At 64.8% G+C, this 15,774-nt stretch carries 14 protein-coding genes; 11 read left to right on the top strand and 3 right to left on the bottom strand.

Annotated elements, in window-relative coordinates; translation table 11 throughout:
• Window positions 1-2 precede the first annotated feature (2 nt).
• From BST40_RS12800 to BST40_RS12750, 11 genes are all read left to right on the top strand, one after another.
• Window positions 3-1,322, top strand: a complete 1,320-nt coding sequence (locus BST40_RS12800) for an MCE family protein (RefSeq protein ID WP_075545127.1) — start codon at window positions 3-5, stop codon at window positions 1,320-1,322.
• Complete coding sequence (locus BST40_RS12795) at window positions 1,319-2,359, top strand: virulence factor Mce family protein (RefSeq protein ID WP_075545128.1); 1,041 nt, start codon at window positions 1,319-1,321, stop codon at window positions 2,357-2,359. Before BST40_RS12800 ends, BST40_RS12795 begins: the two co-directional genes overlap by 4 nt.
• Window positions 2,356-3,945: a virulence factor Mce family protein gene (locus BST40_RS12790; protein ID WP_083154441.1), complete on the top strand. Its 1,590-nt coding sequence runs from the start codon at window positions 2,356-2,358 to the stop codon at window positions 3,943-3,945. Before BST40_RS12795 ends, BST40_RS12790 begins: the two co-directional genes overlap by 4 nt.
• On the top strand, window positions 3,942-5,549 hold the full coding sequence (locus tag BST40_RS12785; RefSeq protein WP_075545130.1) for a virulence factor Mce family protein: 1,608 nt from the start codon (window positions 3,942-3,944) through the stop codon (window positions 5,547-5,549). The genes BST40_RS12790 and BST40_RS12785 overlap by 4 nt, the downstream gene beginning before the upstream one ends.
• A 107-nt stretch (window positions 5,550-5,656) precedes the next feature.
• Window positions 5,657-6,781 carry a virulence factor Mce family protein gene (locus BST40_RS12780; protein WP_241780114.1) on the top strand — a complete coding sequence of 375 codons (1,125 nt, stop codon included), beginning with the start codon at window positions 5,657-5,659 and terminating at the stop codon, window positions 6,779-6,781.
• On the top strand, window positions 6,775-8,331 hold the full coding sequence (locus BST40_RS12775) for a virulence factor Mce family protein (RefSeq protein WP_075545132.1): 1,557 nt from the start codon (window positions 6,775-6,777) through the stop codon (window positions 8,329-8,331). Before BST40_RS12780 ends, BST40_RS12775 begins: the two co-directional genes overlap by 7 nt.
• Window positions 8,301-9,077 carry an Mce protein gene (locus tag BST40_RS12770; RefSeq protein ID WP_075545133.1) on the top strand — a complete coding sequence of 259 codons (777 nt, stop codon included), beginning with the start codon at window positions 8,301-8,303 and terminating at the stop codon, window positions 9,075-9,077. The genes BST40_RS12775 and BST40_RS12770 overlap by 31 nt, the downstream gene beginning before the upstream one ends.
• Window positions 9,074-10,051: an RDD family protein gene (locus BST40_RS12765; RefSeq protein WP_075545134.1), complete on the top strand. Its 978-nt coding sequence runs from the start codon at window positions 9,074-9,076 to the stop codon at window positions 10,049-10,051. The genes BST40_RS12770 and BST40_RS12765 overlap by 4 nt, the downstream gene beginning before the upstream one ends.
• Entirely contained in the window at window positions 10,048-10,602 is a 555-nt protein-coding gene (locus tag BST40_RS12760; RefSeq protein ID WP_075545181.1) for a mammalian cell entry protein, read from the top strand. Before BST40_RS12765 ends, BST40_RS12760 begins: the two co-directional genes overlap by 4 nt.
• Complete coding sequence (locus BST40_RS12755; RefSeq protein ID WP_083154438.1) at window positions 10,569-11,372, top strand: mammalian cell entry protein; 804 nt, start codon at window positions 10,569-10,571, stop codon at window positions 11,370-11,372. The genes BST40_RS12760 and BST40_RS12755 overlap by 34 nt, the downstream gene beginning before the upstream one ends.
• A 23-nt stretch (window positions 11,373-11,395) precedes the next feature.
• Window positions 11,396-12,103 (top strand): YoaK family protein, encoded by a 708-nt coding sequence (locus tag BST40_RS12750; protein WP_075545136.1) that lies wholly within the window; start codon window positions 11,396-11,398, stop codon window positions 12,101-12,103.
• Here the strand turns inward: BST40_RS12750 and BST40_RS12745 are convergent.
• The 3 genes from BST40_RS12745 to BST40_RS12735 are packed head-to-tail and all read right to left on the bottom strand — an operon-like array spanning window position 12,096 to window position 15,448.
• Window positions 12,096-13,229, bottom strand: a complete 1,134-nt coding sequence (locus BST40_RS12745) for a phosphodiester glycosidase family protein (protein ID WP_075545137.1) — start codon at window positions 13,227-13,229, stop codon at window positions 12,096-12,098. The two genes, BST40_RS12750 and BST40_RS12745, sit on opposite strands and share 8 nt — an antisense overlap.
• 54 nt (window positions 13,230-13,283) lie before the next feature.
• Entirely contained in the window at window positions 13,284-14,675 is a 1,392-nt protein-coding gene (locus tag BST40_RS12740) for a YhgE/Pip domain-containing protein (protein ID WP_075545138.1), read from the bottom strand.
• A gap of 47 nt (window positions 14,676-14,722) precedes the next feature.
• A complete protein-coding gene (locus BST40_RS12735) occupies window positions 14,723-15,448 on the bottom strand; it encodes a pirin family protein (protein WP_083154436.1) in 726 nt (241 codons plus the stop codon).
• Between the last annotated feature and the right edge of the window lie 326 nt (window positions 15,449-15,774).

Raw genomic sequence — 15,774 nt, 5'->3', positions numbered from 1 at the left:
CCATGACGATGCCGGCCAAGGTCAACAAGGTCAGCGATCCGCCGTACAAGACGGCGGGCGTCGTCTTTCTGGTGCTCGCGCTCGTCATATTCGTGTTGGTCTACCTGCAGTTTCGTGGGGATTTCACCCCGAAGGTCAAGCTGACGATGTTTTCCGACCGAGCCGGCCTGGTGATGGATCCCGGCTCGAAGGTCACCTACAACGGCGTGCAGATCGGCCGGGTCGACAGCATCTCGGAGATCACCCGCGACGGCAAACCCGCCGCCAAGTTCGTCTTGAACGTGAATCCGAAGTACCTGTCGCTGGTACCGGAAAACGTCAACGCGCAAATCAAGGCGACGACGGTGTTCGGCGGCAAGTATGTGTCGCTGACGACGCCACGAGACGACCGCGGCAATGTCATCTCGAAGGGTCACCTCACCCCCAAGAGCGTCATCAATGCCGTCGGCGTGACGACCGAGATCAATACCTTGTTCCAGACCATCACCTCGATTGCCGAGAAGGTGGACCCGGTCAAGCTCAATCTGACGCTCAGCGCGGCCGCGCAGGCGCTGACCGGATTGGGCGATCGCTTCGGGCAATCGATCGTCAACGCCAACGCGATTCTCGATGACGTCAACCCGCGGATGCCGCAGGCCCGCCGCGACATTCAGCAGTTGGCGGCGCTCGGCGACGTCTACGCCAACGCGTCGCCGGATTTGTTCGACTTCCTTGACAATTCGGTGCCGACGGCGCGCACCATCAACCAGCATCAGCGCGAATTGGATGCCGCTTTGCTGGCGGCGGTCGGGTTCGGCAACACCGGCGCGGACGTTTTCGGCCGGGGTGGCCCGTATCTGGCGCGTGGCGCCGCCGACCTGGTGCCCAGTGCTCAGTTGCTGGACACCTACAGCCCGGAGCTGTATTGCACATTGCGCAACTATCACGACATCGAGCCCAAGGCCGCCACTTTCCTCGGCGGCAACGGCTATTCGCTGGCCACGCACAGCGAGCTGCTGTCCGGGTTGGGATTGATGCTGAATCCGACGTCGCTGGTGCCGCTGCTGCTGTCACAGATCGGCGGGCTGGCCGCCGGAGTGGTCGGCGGCGCACCGAATCCCTACATGTATCCGGAAAACCTGCCGCGGGTCAACGCACATGGCGGCCCCGGTGGTGCGCCGGGCTGCTGGCAGCAGATCACCCACGATTTCTGGCCGGCGCCCGAGTTGGTGATGGACACCGGCAACAGCATCGCTCCCTATAACCACCTGGAGACCGGTTCGCCCTACGCGATCGAATACGTCTGGGGCCGTCAAGTAGGGGACAACACGATCAACCCATGAAAATCACCGGTACTGCAATAAAACTCGGCGCCTTCGCACTGGTGCTGGTGCTGTTCAGCGTGATGATCGTCATCGTTTTCGGTCAGATCCGCTTCGACCGCACCTACGGCTACTCCGCTGAGTTCAGCAACGTCAGCGGGCTGCGGGCCGGACAATTCGTCCGCGCCTCGGGGGTGGAGATCGGCAAGGTCAAAAACGTGTCGCTGGTAGACGGCGGCAAACGGGTCCGGGTGGATTTCGACGTCGACCGCTCGATACCTCTTTACCAATCGACCACGGCGCAGATCCGCTACCTCGACCTGATCGGCAATCGATACCTGGAGCTCAAGCGTGGTGACGGCGAGGGCAGCGACCGGGTCATGCGACCGGGTGGGTTCATTCCGTTATCGCGTACCTCGCCGGCGCTCGACCTCGACGCACTGATCGGCGGTTTCAAGCCGGTGTTCCGGGCGCTGGACCCGGACAAGGTCAACACCATCGCCTCGGCGCTGATCACCGTGTTTCAGGGTCAGGGCGGCACCATCAACGACATTCTCGACCAGACCGCGCAGCTGACCTCACAGATCGCCGAACGCGACCAAGCCATCGGCGAGGTGGTGAAGAACCTGAACACCGTGCTGGACACCACGGTTCGCCATCGCAAGGACTTCGATCAGACCGTCAACAACCTGGAGGTGCTGATCACCGGGTTGAAGGACCACCGTACTCAGTTGGCGGACGGCGTCGTGCATATCAGCAACGCCGCCGGGACCGTGGCCGATCTGCTGGCCGAGGACCGCGCACTGCTGCACAAGACCGTCAACTACCTCGACGCCGTCCAGCAGCCGCTCATCGACCAGCGTCAGGAGTTGAACGATTTCCTGCACAAGGTCCCGACCGCGCTGAACATGATCGGGCGCACCATCGGGTCCTACGGGGACTTCGTGAACTTCTACTCCTGCGATATCAGCCTCAGAATCAATGGGCTGCAGCCCGGCGGACCGGTGCGTACGGTCCGGCTCTTCACCCAGCCGACGGGTAGGTGCACGCCACAATGAGAACGCTGGAACCTCCCAATCGGCTTCGTATCGGCCTCATGGGCATCGTGGTGATGATCATCGTCGTCGCCGTCGGTCAAAGCTTCACTAGCGTCCCCATGTTGTTCGCACGGCCTAGCTACTACGGGCAGTTCACCGACTCCGGCGGTCTCAACAAGGGTGACAAGGTGCGCATCGCCGGCATGGATGTCGGAAAGGTCGAGGCCCTGTCGATCGACGGTGACCACATCAAGATCAAATTCTCGGTCGGCACCAATGTCATCGGTACCGAAAGCCGGCTGGCGATCCGAACCGACACCATCCTCGGCAAGAAGGTCCTCGAGATCGAGGCGCGCGGCAACCAGCCGCTGCGCCCGGGGGGCACGTTGCCATTGGGCCAGAGCACCACTCCGTACCAGATTTATGACGCCTTCTTCGATGTCACCAAGGCGGCCACCGGCTGGGACATCGACACGGTCAAGCAGTCGCTGCATGTGTTGTCGCAGACCATCGACCAGACCTACCCGCATCTGAGCGCCACGCTCGAGGGCGTGGCCAAGTTCTCCGACACCATCGGCAAGCGCGACGAGGAGATCAAGCACCTGCTGGCGCAGGCCAACCAGGTGGCCAGCATCCTGGGGGACCGCAGCCAGCAGGTGGACCGGCTGTTGGTCAACGCCAAGACGTTGATCGCCGCGTTCAACGAACGCGGGCGCGCCATCGACGCACTCCTGGCCAACATCGCGTCGTTCTCGGCCCAGGTGCAGGGGCTGATCAACGACAACCCGAATCTCAACCATGTGCTCGAGCAGCTGCGTCAGGTCAGCGACATCCTGGTTGAGCGCAAAGACGACCTGGCAAACGGGCTCCTGATGGTCGGCGGATTCCTGCCGTCGCTGAACGAGTCAATCGCGTCCGGGCCCTTCTTCAAAGTGGTCATCCACAACCTGGTTCCGGGGCAGATTCTGCAGCCGTTCATCGACGCCGCATTCAAGAAGCGTGGCCTGGACCCGGAGAATTTCTGGCGCAGTGCCGGCTTGCCGGAATTCCGCTGGCCCGATCCCAACGGCACCCGCTTCCCCAACGGCGCGCCGCCGCCGGCGCCGGGTGTGCTGGAGGGCACGCCCGAGCACCCGGGGCCGGCCGTCCCGCCCGGTTCACCTTGCTCGTACACGCCGGCCAATCCCGGCGGCAATGTCACGGTCGGCGACGAGGGGTTGCCGCGGCCATGGAACCCGCTGCCCTGCGCTGGCGCACTCCTCGGCCCGTTCGGGGGGCCGAACTTCCCGGCGCCGCTGGATGTCGAGGCGTCCCCACCGAACCCGAACGGCCTGCCGCCGACACCGGGCATCCCGATCGCGGGGCGTCCGGGCGACCCGCCGCCGGACGTTCCGGGTACCCCGGTGCCGCTGCCACCGAACGCTCCGCCGGGGGCGCGCACCGAGCAACTGGCGCCGGCCGGCCCGACACCTCCGCCGTCGACGTTCGCGCCAGGGCTACCGCCGGGTCCGCCCGCGCCGCCCGGGCCGGGGCCGCAGCTGCCCGACCCCTATATCAACCCAGGAGGCACCGGCGGTAGCGGTGTGACTGGAGGGAGCCAGAATTGAGCACCGTCTTTGACATCCGCAACCTGCGGCTTCCGAGGATGACGCGGGCGACGGTGATCATCGGAACGCTGATCGTGATCTTGGCCCTGGTGGCGGCGTTTGTCGGCTGGCGGCTCTACCAGAAGCTGACCAACAACACCGTGGTTGCGTATTTCCCTGCCGCAAATGCGCTGTACCCCGGTGACAAGGTCCAGATCATGGGCCTGCAGGTGGGCAAGATCGACAGCATCGAAGCGGCCGGCGACAAGATGAAGGTCACCTTCCACTATCAGAACCAGTACAAGGTGCCGGCCAACGCCTCGGCGGTGATCCTCAACCCGACCCTGGTGGCGTCGCGTTCGATCCAGCTGGAGCCGCCTTACAAAGGCGGCCCGGTGCTGGCCGACAACGCGGTCATTCCGATCGAGCGCACCCAGGTGCCGGTGGAGTGGGACGAGCTGCGCAACAGCATCACCAACATCATCGACAAGCTCGGCCCCACCCCGCAGCAGCCCAAGGGACCGTTCGGTGAGGTACTCGAATCCTTCGCCTACGGGCTGGAAGGCAAGGGCAAGCAATTCAACACCACGCTGGACAGCCTGTCGCGCGCGCTGACCGCGCTCAACGAAGGCCGTGGCGACTTCTTCGCGGTGGTCCGCAGCCTGGCGCTGTTCGTCAACGCGCTGCACCAGGACGACCAGCAGTTCGTGGCGTTGAACCAGAACCTGGCCGACCTCACCGGCCGGCTGGTCAGCTCCGACCAAGCCCTTTCCAATGCGTTACAGCAGTTCGACAGCTTGCTGACGACGATCCGGCCGTTCCTCGACAAGAACCGCGAGGTGTTGACTCACGATGTCAACAACCTGGCCGAGGCGACCAACACGCTGCTGCAACCCGAGCCGTTGAACGGCTTGGAGACCGCCTTGCACGTGCTGCCGACGGCGGCGTCGAACGTCAACCAGATCTACCATCCGTCGCACGGGTCCGTCGTGGCCATCCCGGAGATCACATCCTTTGCCAACCCGATGCAGTTCGTCTGCAGCTCTATTCAGGCCGCCAGCCGACTTGGATATCAGGAGTCCGCTGAGTTGTGTGCGCAGTACCTGGCGCCGATCCTGGATGCGATCAAGTTCAACTACTTCCCGTTCGGGGTGAACTTCTTCAGCACCGCCGAAGTGCTGCCCAAGCAGGTCGCCTACTCCGAGCCGCGGTTGCAGCCGCCAAACGGGTACAAGGACACCACCGTCCCGGGGATCTGGGTGCCGGATACTCCGTTGTCGCACCGCAACACCCAGCCGGGCTGGATTGTCGCCCCCGGCATGCAGGGGCAGCAGGTAGGGCCGATCACCGCGGGTCTGATGACCCCCGAGTCGCTGGCCGAACTCATGGGAGGCCCGGACATCCCGCCCGTTCAGTCCACCTTGCAGACGCCACCCGGACCGCCGAACGCCTATGACGAGTACCCGGTGTTGCCGCCGATCGGTTTGCAGGCACCGGTGCCGATCCAGCCGCCGCCGCCTGGCCCGGGGGTGATCCCGGGACCGGTTGCCCCGACGCCCGGTCCAGGCGCGGCGCCCGCGCCGGTAGGCGCTCCACTTCCGGCTGAGGCAGGAGCAGGCCAGTGAGGGGCGCGATGAGCGCGGTACGCGCGAAGAGCAAGCCGAGCCAGTGGGCACCGCGGCGAGCCGTGGGACGCGTCCGTCACCGCGCCTGGCAGGCGTTGGCGTTGCTGATGGTCGCGCTGATGCTGAGTTCGTGCGGCTGGCGCGGGATCTCCAATGTGTCGATTCCGGGTGGTCCGGGCACCGGGGACGGGTCGTACGTCCTCTATGTGCAGGTGCCCGACACGCTGGCGATCAACGGCAACAGCAAGGTGATGGTCGCCGACGTCACGGTCGGCTCGATACGTGACATCAGATTGGAGAACTGGATAGCGACCCTCAAGCTGGGGATCGACAAAGGTGTCAAGCTACCGAGGAACGCCACCGCGAAGATTGGCCAGACCAGTTTGCTGGGTTCTCAGCATGTGGAGCTCGCGGCGCCGCCGGATCCGTCGCCGCAGCCGCTGTGCCCGCCGCCGCACCGCAAGCAGGATTGCACCATTTCGTTGAAGAACTCCTCCGCATATCCCAACACCGAGCAAACATTGGCCAGCATCTCGATGATTTTGCGCGGTGGCGGCATCCCGAATCTCGAGGTGCTCCAGAACGAGGTCTACAACATCTTCCACGGGCGGGCCGACCAGATTCGGGCCTTCCTGACCAAGCTGGACACCTTTACCGACCAGCTCAACCAGCAACGCGATGACATCACCCACGCTATCGACTCCACCAACCGTTTGCTGGTGTACGTGGGTCGCCGATCCGATGTGCTGGACCGGGTACTGACCGACATCCCGCCGCTGATCAAGCACTTCGCCGACACACGTGACCTGCTCATCAACGCCGTCGACGCGTTGGGACAGCTCACCCAGGTCACCGACCAATACCTGTCGGAGGCGCGTGGCCCGCTGCATACCGACTTGCAGGCGCTGCAATGCCCGCTCAAGGAACTCGGCCGCGGGTCGCAGTATCTGATCGGCGCGCTGAAGCTGATTCTCACCCAGCCGTACGACATCGATACCGTGCCGAAGCTGTTCCGCGGCGACTACCAGAACGTGTCGGCCACGATTGACGTGACCTTCAGCGCCATGGACAACGCCTTGCTCACCGGCACCGGCTTTTCCGGAGCCTTGCGCGCGCTCGAGCAGTCCTTCGGTCGCGATCCCGAGACGATGATCCCCGACGTCCGCTACACGCCGAACCCGAACGACGCGCCCGGCGGACCGCTGGTGGAAAGGGGCGACCGGCAATGCTGACTCCCTTCATCAAACGCCAGTTGATCGTGTTCGCGGTCCTGACCGTGGTCTCACTGTTGGTCCTGGGGGTTTACTACCTGCGGATTCCATCGCTGGCGGGCATCGGCCGCTACACGCTCAAGGCGGAGCTGCCGGCATCGGGTGGCCTTTACCCGACGGCCAACGTGACTTATCGCGGCGTCACCATCGGCAAGGTCACCGACGTGGAGCCGACGCCCACCGGCGCCGAGGCGACGATGAGCATTGACAGCCGCTACAAGATTCCGGTCGATGCGTCGGCGAACGTGCATTCGGTATCGGCGGTCGGTGAGCAGTACCTGGACTTGGTGTCGACAGGCAACCCGGGCAAGGTCTTTTCGCCCGGACAGACGATCACCAAGGGGACGGTGCCCAGTGAGATCGGGCCGGCCCTGGACACCGCTAACCGCGGCCTTCAGGTGTTGCCGGCGGACAAGATCCCCGTGCTGCTCGACGAAACGGCGCAAGCCGTAGGTGGTTTGGGCCCCGCCCTGCAACGGCTGGTCGACGCCACGCAGGCGATCGTCGGTGACTTCCGCACCCAGATCAACGACGTCAACGACATCATCGACCACTCCGGCCCGATCCTGCAAAGCCAAGTCACCTCGGGCGACGCGATCGAACGCTGGGCGCGCAACCTCAACACGCTGGCCGCTCAGACCGCGAAACGGGACCAGAACGTGAAGAGCATTCTGTCCCAATCAGCTCCGACCGCTGACCAGCTGAACGAGGTCTTCACCGACGTGCGTGATTCGCTGCCGCAGACGCTGGCGAACCTCGAAGTGGTGTTCGACTTGCTCAAGCGCTACCACAAGGGCGTCGAGCAGGTGTTGGTGTTCTTGCCGCAGGGTGCTTCGATCGCGCAGACAGTGGCCGCGCCGTTCCCCAACATGGCCGCCCTGGACCTGGCGTTGGCGATCAACCAGCCGCCGCCGTGTCTGACCGGGTTCATCCCTGCCTCGGAGTGGCGATCTTTTGCCGACACCAGCCTGCAGCCGTTGCCGACAGGCACGTACTGCAAGATTCCGATGGATACCCCGGCCAACAGCGTGCGCGGGTCACGCAACATTCCGTGCGTTGACGTCCCGGGCAAGCGAGCGGCGACGCCGCGGGAGTGCCGCGACCCGAAACCATACGTGCCGGCGGGTACCAATCCGTGGTACGGCGACCCCAACCAGCTGTTGACCTGCCCGGCGCCGGCGGCGCGCTGCGATCAGCCGGTCAAGCCCGGCTTGGTGATCCCGGCGCCATCGGTCAATAACGGGATGAACCCGGCACCGGCCGATAGACTGCCTCCGGGCGGGACGCCGCCGCCGGTCAGTGACCCGCTGCAGCGGCCCGGTTCGGGTACTGTGCAGTGCAACGGACAGCAGCCCAACCCCTGTGTCTACACTCCGGGCGGGCCGCCCACGGCGGTCTACAGCCCTCAGAGCGGTGAACTGGTAGGGCCCGACGGAGTCAGATACTCCGTCGAAAACTCGACCAAAACAGGAGACGACGGATGGAAGGAGATGCTGGCGCCAGCCGGCTGAACCCCATCGACGCGGATAATTCGTCGAGCCCCGAGCCAACGGACGAGGACTCGGCCGAATCCGAGGCTCACACCGGCTCAGACACCCCCGACACGGAGGGTGAGCTGACTGCGGAATCGGAAGCCGGTGAGGACAGCGCCGAGGCAATGGACGAGGACTCGGCAGAATCCGAGGACGAAGCAGGTCCGGACATCTCCGACACCACGGGTGAGGACCAAACCGCGGCGCCGGCCGTCGAGCGGCGCCCGTCGCGTTTGGGTCGTGGGTGGCTGGTAGGTATCAGCGCGGCGTTGGTGCTCGTCGCCGGCGGTATCGGGGCCGGCGGCTATCTGGCGCTACGTGCCCACCAGCAGAGCGAGGTGGTAGCGCGCAACAACGCGGCAGCGCTTCAGGTGGCCAAGGACTGTGTCGCGGTCACGCAGGCACCGGACACCAGTTCCATGGCCGCCAGTGAACAGAAGATCATCGACTGCGGCACCGATCAGTACCGCTCCCAAGCCGTGCTCTACAGCAGCATGCTCGTTCAGGCGTACCAGGCCGCCAACGTGCACGTTCAGTTGACCGATATGCGGGCCGCGGTCGAGCGTAATAACCCCGACGGATCGGTTGACGTGCTCGTCGCGCTGCGTGTCCGGATGTCCAACGATCAGGCGCAGGATCAGGAAACGGGCTACCGGCTGCGGGTGCGTATGACACCTACGGACGGCCAGTACAAGATTTCGAAACTCGACCAGGTGACCAAGTGACGGTGGTGGTCGAGCAGATCCAGACCCCCGAGACCGTCCCGGCCTTAGCCGAAAAGGCTTTGGCGCCATGGCATTTGCGCATGGCTGCGGTCGCCGTTGATGTACTGCCGGGCATCGCGGTGGTAGCGACCCTGGCGCTGGTCTCGTTTACCGTGCCGTCGGACAGCTCATGGTGGTGGGTGTGCGTCGCCATCCTGGCCTTGGTGACCCTGCTGATGTCTGTCAACCGCTGGCTAGCGCCCGCCCTGAGCGGTTGGACCCTGGGCCGCGCATTGTGCGGAATCGCGGTGGTGCGCCCTGACGGAGACGCCGTCGGCCCGTGGCGGCTGATGGTGCGCGACCTCGCCCACCTGGTCGACACCGTGCCGCTGATGGTCGGATGGCTGTGGCCGCTGTGGGATCCGGACCGGCGCACCTTCGCCGACATGCTATTGCGCACCGAGGTGCGAAGCGTTGATCCCGGCGGGCGGCCGGCCACGGCGCGGCGGTGGTCGGCGGTGGCACTGATCACCGCAGCCGGGCTGTGCCTCGGCGGTGCCGGTGTGAGCTACGCGGTGGTGTACTCCTATGACAAGGCAGCCGATCGAACCCGCGCGGAGCTCGCGACGCAGGGGCCCAAGATGGTCTCCCAGATGCTGACGTACGACCCGAAAACGTTGCGCGAGGACTTCGCTCGAGCGCAATCGCTGACCACCGACAGGTACCGCGGTCAGCTGGCCGCCCAGCAGGATACCGTCGCGAAGGGGCATCCCGTCCTCAACGAGTACTGGGTGACGGGCAGTTCCGTCCAATCCGCGACGCCGAACCGGGCGACCATGCTGCTGTTCATGCAGGGTCGCCGTGGCACGCCGCCCGATATCCGCTATATCAGCGCAACCGTCCGGGTCAGCTTCGCAAGGGGCCGCGACGATCAATGGCGGGTTGACGACCTGACCGTACTGACCAAACCGAAGCCGCCAGGGGACGGAAAATGAGTCCGCGGCGCAGATTCCACCCCGGCGAGGGACTTCTGCTTGTCACCTGCCCACTGCCGCCGAGACGACCGTGGGTATTCCCGCTCGTGGCCATTTCCGCTGCCGTGGTGATGGCGGTGGCGATCACGCTATCCAGCTTGATGCTGGTCGCGCACGCGTCGCGGGATCAGGCCGCGCACCGCGAGCACGAGGTGGTCAACTACGTGAAATGGTTCATGGGGCAGTTCACTACCGTTGACCCGTATCACGCCAACGAATACGTCGAGCGGATATTGGCGCAAGCGACCGGCGAGTTCGCCAAGCAGTACCACGACAAGGCGAACGAGATCCTGCTGCAGGTCGCTCAAGCAGAGCCCGCCAAGGGTACGGTCCTGGATGCGGGCGTGGAACGGTGGAACGACGACGGCACCGCCAGCGTTTTGGTGGCCACCGAGGTCACTTCCAAGTCACCCGATGGCAAAGAGGTCTTCGAGAACACGAACCGTTGGGCTGCCACGGCTAAGCAGGAAGGGAATCAGTGGAAGATCAGCAACCTGCTGCAGATGATCTGACCGCGGCGACCTCCGCCGGCGAGACCGGCGCCGAAGCCGAGTTGGACGATCAGGCAACTCGCGCAACCGAGTCGGTGGGCGCTGCACCCGGAGGCGACGAGTCTGCGCCAGCAGCTGAGGATCAGTCCGAAAATGCCGACGGCGACTCCGATTCCGAAAAGTCCGGCACCGACACCGACACCGAGGCCGCGGGTGACGGCGCCGGGCGTAACGTCGGGTTCCTCAAGCGACTGACCGGCAAGGTGAAACGCCCCAGCGGAAAGCGAGTCGCCGCGGTCGTCGCCGGACTCGTCGCGTCGCTTTTCGTGGGTTCCGCCGCATTTGCCGGCGCGACCCTGCAGCCGTACCTGGCCGATCGCGCGGTCGTGGCCGTCAAGCTCAACGTGGCGCGGACCGCGGCGAACGCGATCACCACGTTGTGGACCTACACCCCGGAAAACATGGATAAGCTGGCCGATCGCGCGGCGGTCTACCTCAGCGGTGACTTCGGAGCGCAATACCGAAAATTCGTCGACAGTATCGTCGCACCGAACAAGCAAGCCAAGGTGACCAATAACACCGAGGTCACCGGCGTGGCCGTCGAATCGTTGGATGGTCCCAATGCGGTGGCCATCGTGTACACGAACACCACCACCACCAGCCCGCTGACCAAGAACATTCCGGCAATGAAGTATCTGTCGTACCGGCTGATCATGAAGCGGGATCACTCCCGCTGGTTTGTGACCAGGATGACGACGATCACCTCGCTGGATTTGACGCCTCGCCTGTAGCCCCGGCCTGGTCGAGGGTTCGCATGGCCGTCAGCTCGCCCGGCTATCACCGGTTGACGATCGCCGCGCTGCTGTTGCTGACCTTCGCCACCGGCTTGGCCGACGCGATCAGCGTGCTGATCCTCGGGCATGTGTTCGTGGCCAACATGACCGGCAACGTGATCTTCCTCGGCATTTGCCTGGTGCCGAAGTCGCAGACGGGTATCGACCTGGTCGCCGGCGTGGTGTCCGTGGTCACCTTCGTCATCGGCACGATGATCGGCGGCCGGTTGACTCGGGCGCTCGGCGGTGAGCCACGACGCTGGATCAGCGCGGCGCTGGGAACCGAGGTCGCGGTGCTGGCGACGTTGTCAGTACTGGCCGGCAGCGGGGTACTGCACTATCACGACAACACCAAGCTGTTTCTCATCGGTGGGCTCGCGTTGACGTTCGGCTTGCAGAACGCGATCGCTCGGGAGTTCGGCATTCGCGAGCTCAGCACCACGATGTTGACGTCGACCATCGTCGCGATCGGCGCCGAGAGCCGGCTGGCCGGCGGCACGGGTGGCCGAAGCTTGCTGCGCTATAGCGTGATCGCCGCGATGTTAGGCGGCGCCCTGCTCGGCGCCATCATGTCGAGGGTGACCGTGGCGCCGGTGTTCGCACTGGCCGCCGCCGTGATCTCGGTGAGCATGCTGGTCTTCCGCTACGGCCCCGTGGATCGCAAAACGCCTCAGGCGCTTACTAGTTGAATGCGAGCCAGCTGGGCAGCGCCCGTTCGTGAGAGTCGCACAGGACCTCGCGGGTGTCGCACGAGCCCTTCGGTGTCCCCGCGCCGGCCCACATGCCTCCGGTGTCGCGGCGCAACACAATGGCCGACGACCCACCACCGTCGAGCAGGATCGCCGTATCGCTGCCCAGGCCCCGGAAGAGGTCTTGGATGTTGTCCGGCGTGTAGTTACCTCCTTCGAAGATGTACATCTCGTCTTTCTGCTTCGCGTAGGCCAGTGCCGTACGCGCGGCACTCGGGCCGCCGTCGTGAAGTTGGCCGGTGTTGCCCGGCGACAACAGCCCGATCCCGGCGACGGCGACGAACTTCGCGTTCTTGTCGAGCAAGCCCTGGATCACCGGAGTGGCCAGGTCGTAGTCTTCTCTACCCTTGGGCCGCAACACATATGGCGCACCACCGGCCGGGATGATCATCGTGGTCAGCGAGGTCCAGGTCTCGTTTCCGCCGGAGAGGCCCTGTTTGCCGGCGTAGGCGACGGTGCCGGTGACCGCCTGGTTGGCGCGGCCCTGGCCGTGGGTATTGTCGACGAACGCGCCCAGTGGCGAACTGCAGCCGGTCGATCGCCAGGAGCCGCCCTTCTGCGGGCGCACGTCGAAGAAGTTGGCGTTGATCGCGATTGTCGGCTGTCCCATTCGCTGCCAGGCCTGCAGCGGTGCGTAGATTTCCGATGCCTGCCAGAGCCCTTCATTGGTGCGTGCCCCGGCGTTGTGTTCGCAGCGTGCCTGGTCACCGGTGTGGGTGTCGACAAGCAGGTGCGGCTGCAGGCGCTGCGACGCATTCTTGATGATCATGAGATGGCCGCCGTTGTTCATCTCGTAGCGGCCACCGTCGCCGTTGAGCAGCGGCATCGGGTGCCCGCCGCCGAAGTTGTACACCAGGTAGGAGCCCTTGGTTGTGGCGATGGCGTGCTCGAGCATCTCCCGACCGTCGGCGGCATGGGCGACGGGTGGTCCGATGGTGACCGTGAGCGTGGCACATGCAGCCACCAAGGCAAGACAAGCCGCAAGTCGGCGCAGGCTGGCAGATGGCGTCAGCACGGTAGCCCTTTCGGCCCGATCGGGAAGCAGCCATCCCAGAATTAGCCACATCTGTCACACTGTCAACTTATGTAACAGCGATGTGACGATTGTGCCGCACTCGAATTACGTTTGTTCGCTTGGATTTTCACCAGGGCCGGGGGAGCTCTCGACGGCGCCGGCGCGAGCTCGTTCCCGTGCCTGGTGCTGCGCTTGGTGTTCGGCCGCGATGGCCAACTCGACCGCCCCGGGTATCCGGTGGAACCCCTTGCGGTCGTACAGGTGGGTGATGATGCCCCCTAACAGCAGGCCGATGACCAGACCGATGGATGTCATCGCCAAGGCGTGCGACAGCCCGGCGTCGGCGTGACCGTCGAGGTAGAGCAGCGACCGTACCCCCAGGAACACTTGGTGCATCGGCTCAAATGTGGCCAGCCAGCGGAAGAACGGCGGCACCGCCTCGAGGGGAACCGTGGCGCCCGCCGACGGCAACCCGAAAATGACGAAGATCAACATGCTCACCAGTAAGCCCATCGATCCCAGTACCGCGATCAACGAGCTGGACGTGACGCCTACCGCGATGATCGCGAACACTCCGTAGAGCCACAATTGCCAACCGAGGGAAATGGGCATGCCCAGGCCATGGGCGATCGCCAGGTACACCGCCGACGTCAGCAAGGCCAGCACCGTCATCAATCCCCACTTGAGCAGCAGGGTGCGGAACCGCGAGATACGGACCTGCTCACCGAAGCGATACACCGGGCCGAATTCGGCTGGTACGTAACCGAGCATCGAGTCCACCAGCGTGCTGACCACAATGCTGCCGGTAAATCCGGCCAACAGCAGCAACAGCGCATAGTAGAAGGCCGACAGTCCGTTACCGGTTCCGTTGGGCAGCGGGTTGTACACCGTGGACTTGACGTCGATCGGATTGGTCAGCCCCAGCGCGGCGGCGCCGGCCAACGGCGCGCCGCCGGTCTGCGCCGCAACGTCGGCGGTAAGGCGTTGCCCGACTTTGGAATTCACCACGGCCATCGCCTGGGTCAACGTCTGGGCGGCGATGCTCGAGCCCAGCGTGCCCGCACGCGGATTGGTCGAGATGGTAATCGTAGGTCGGTCCGCGTGGGTCGGCTGCACGGCGCTCATCGCGTAATCGCGCAGCCCCGAGGAAAAAGTCGGCGGAATGACGGCCGAACCGTAGACCTCAGCTCGGTCCAGTAGCCGCTTGGCCTCGTCGTGGGAGACGACGCGCACGTCGTACTTGTTCTTGTCCAGTCCGGCCACCAGGCCCTCGACAATCTGCTTGCCGGTGGGACCGGCGTCCTGGTTGACCACCGCGATGGGGAAGTGACGCAGGTTAGTCGCCGGGTTCAGGATTCCGCCCAGGTACAGGGCTGCCAGTGCCGACATGAGGGCCAGCGTGATGAGGATCGGCGCCGCCCAGAACCGCACGGTCCGAACCGACTTGATGCTGCGCTTGGGGTTCGGTGCGGCATGACGCGGATGCGATTGAGACATGTGGGCTCCTGTCTGTCGAGCCCACTCTATGTGGTGTCAGAACGGGCTCAGGACCTCAGGTTTGCGTGCATCTCCCATACCAGGACTTCCGCGGGGCAGTCGGCGGTGAGCCGCCGGGCCCCAGTGTCGGTGCAGCGGACCGCATCCCCTTCGGCGAGGGCGCCGGCCCCGTCCAGGCCAACCCGGCCGTGGGCGACAAACAGATGCAGATAGGGCGCCGGGGGGACGTCGACCGTGTCGCCGGGCCGCAATCGCGCCGCGTGCAGGGCCGCGCTGCGGTTGTGCAGCGTGATCGCGGCGTCGTGGCCGTTGATGCCCGAGGCGATGGTGACCAGACCGGGGTTCGACAGGGCATCGCCGATATCGTGCTGCTGGTAGCCCGGGTCAATGCCGGTCTGGTCGGACACTATCCACATCTGCACGAAACGCACTGGCTGCGTGGTTGACTCGTTCTTTTCCGAATGCAGGATTCCACTGCCCGCCGATATGCGCTGAGCCAGACCGGGGTAGATCACGCCGTGGTTTCCCGTCGAATCCCGATGGGTCAGTTCACCTTTCAGCACCCAGGTTACGATTTCCATATCGCGGTGCGGGTGGGTGTCGAATCCGGTCCCGGGTTGCACGACGTCGTCGTTGCTGACCAGGAGCAGCCCGTGATGGGTGTTGTCCGGGTCGTAGTGGTCGCCGAACGAGAAGCAGTGCCGAGATGTCAGCCAGGAGGTCGTGGTGACGGCCCGCTCGGCCGCTCGCCGAATCTCCACCGTGGCGGGCATGATCCCACAGTAGCGGCGTGGGCAGGGGTGCGTGCTGCGGAGGCGTCCTCGGACAGCGGTCATGCGGCACCTGGCCGCCGCGGATCGAATATCCACCAATTGCATTGCCCTAGAAACTGATCCAGGCACAACGGCGGCGCATCAGCGACTCCGCGGCGCTACAAACGGGTGCGCGGTGAACCTGCGCGTAGCGACTGCCGGCTGGAACCTGATCGCTTGGGCGGGATCGGCGGGTGCGGCGCTGCCCAACATCGGGTGAGCTGGCGTTGCAAGACGTTTCGTGAAACACCGCGCGGGACTCCCGAGGTCGCCGCGATTCCCAACAG

The sequence above is a fragment of the Mycobacterium persicum genome, assembly GCF_002086675.1.
Taxonomy (GTDB): Bacteria; Actinomycetota; Actinomycetes; order Mycobacteriales; family Mycobacteriaceae; genus Mycobacterium; species Mycobacterium persicum.
The sequence above is the reverse complement of the archived record's forward strand: the minus strand, read 5'-3'. Positions and strand labels throughout refer to the sequence as shown.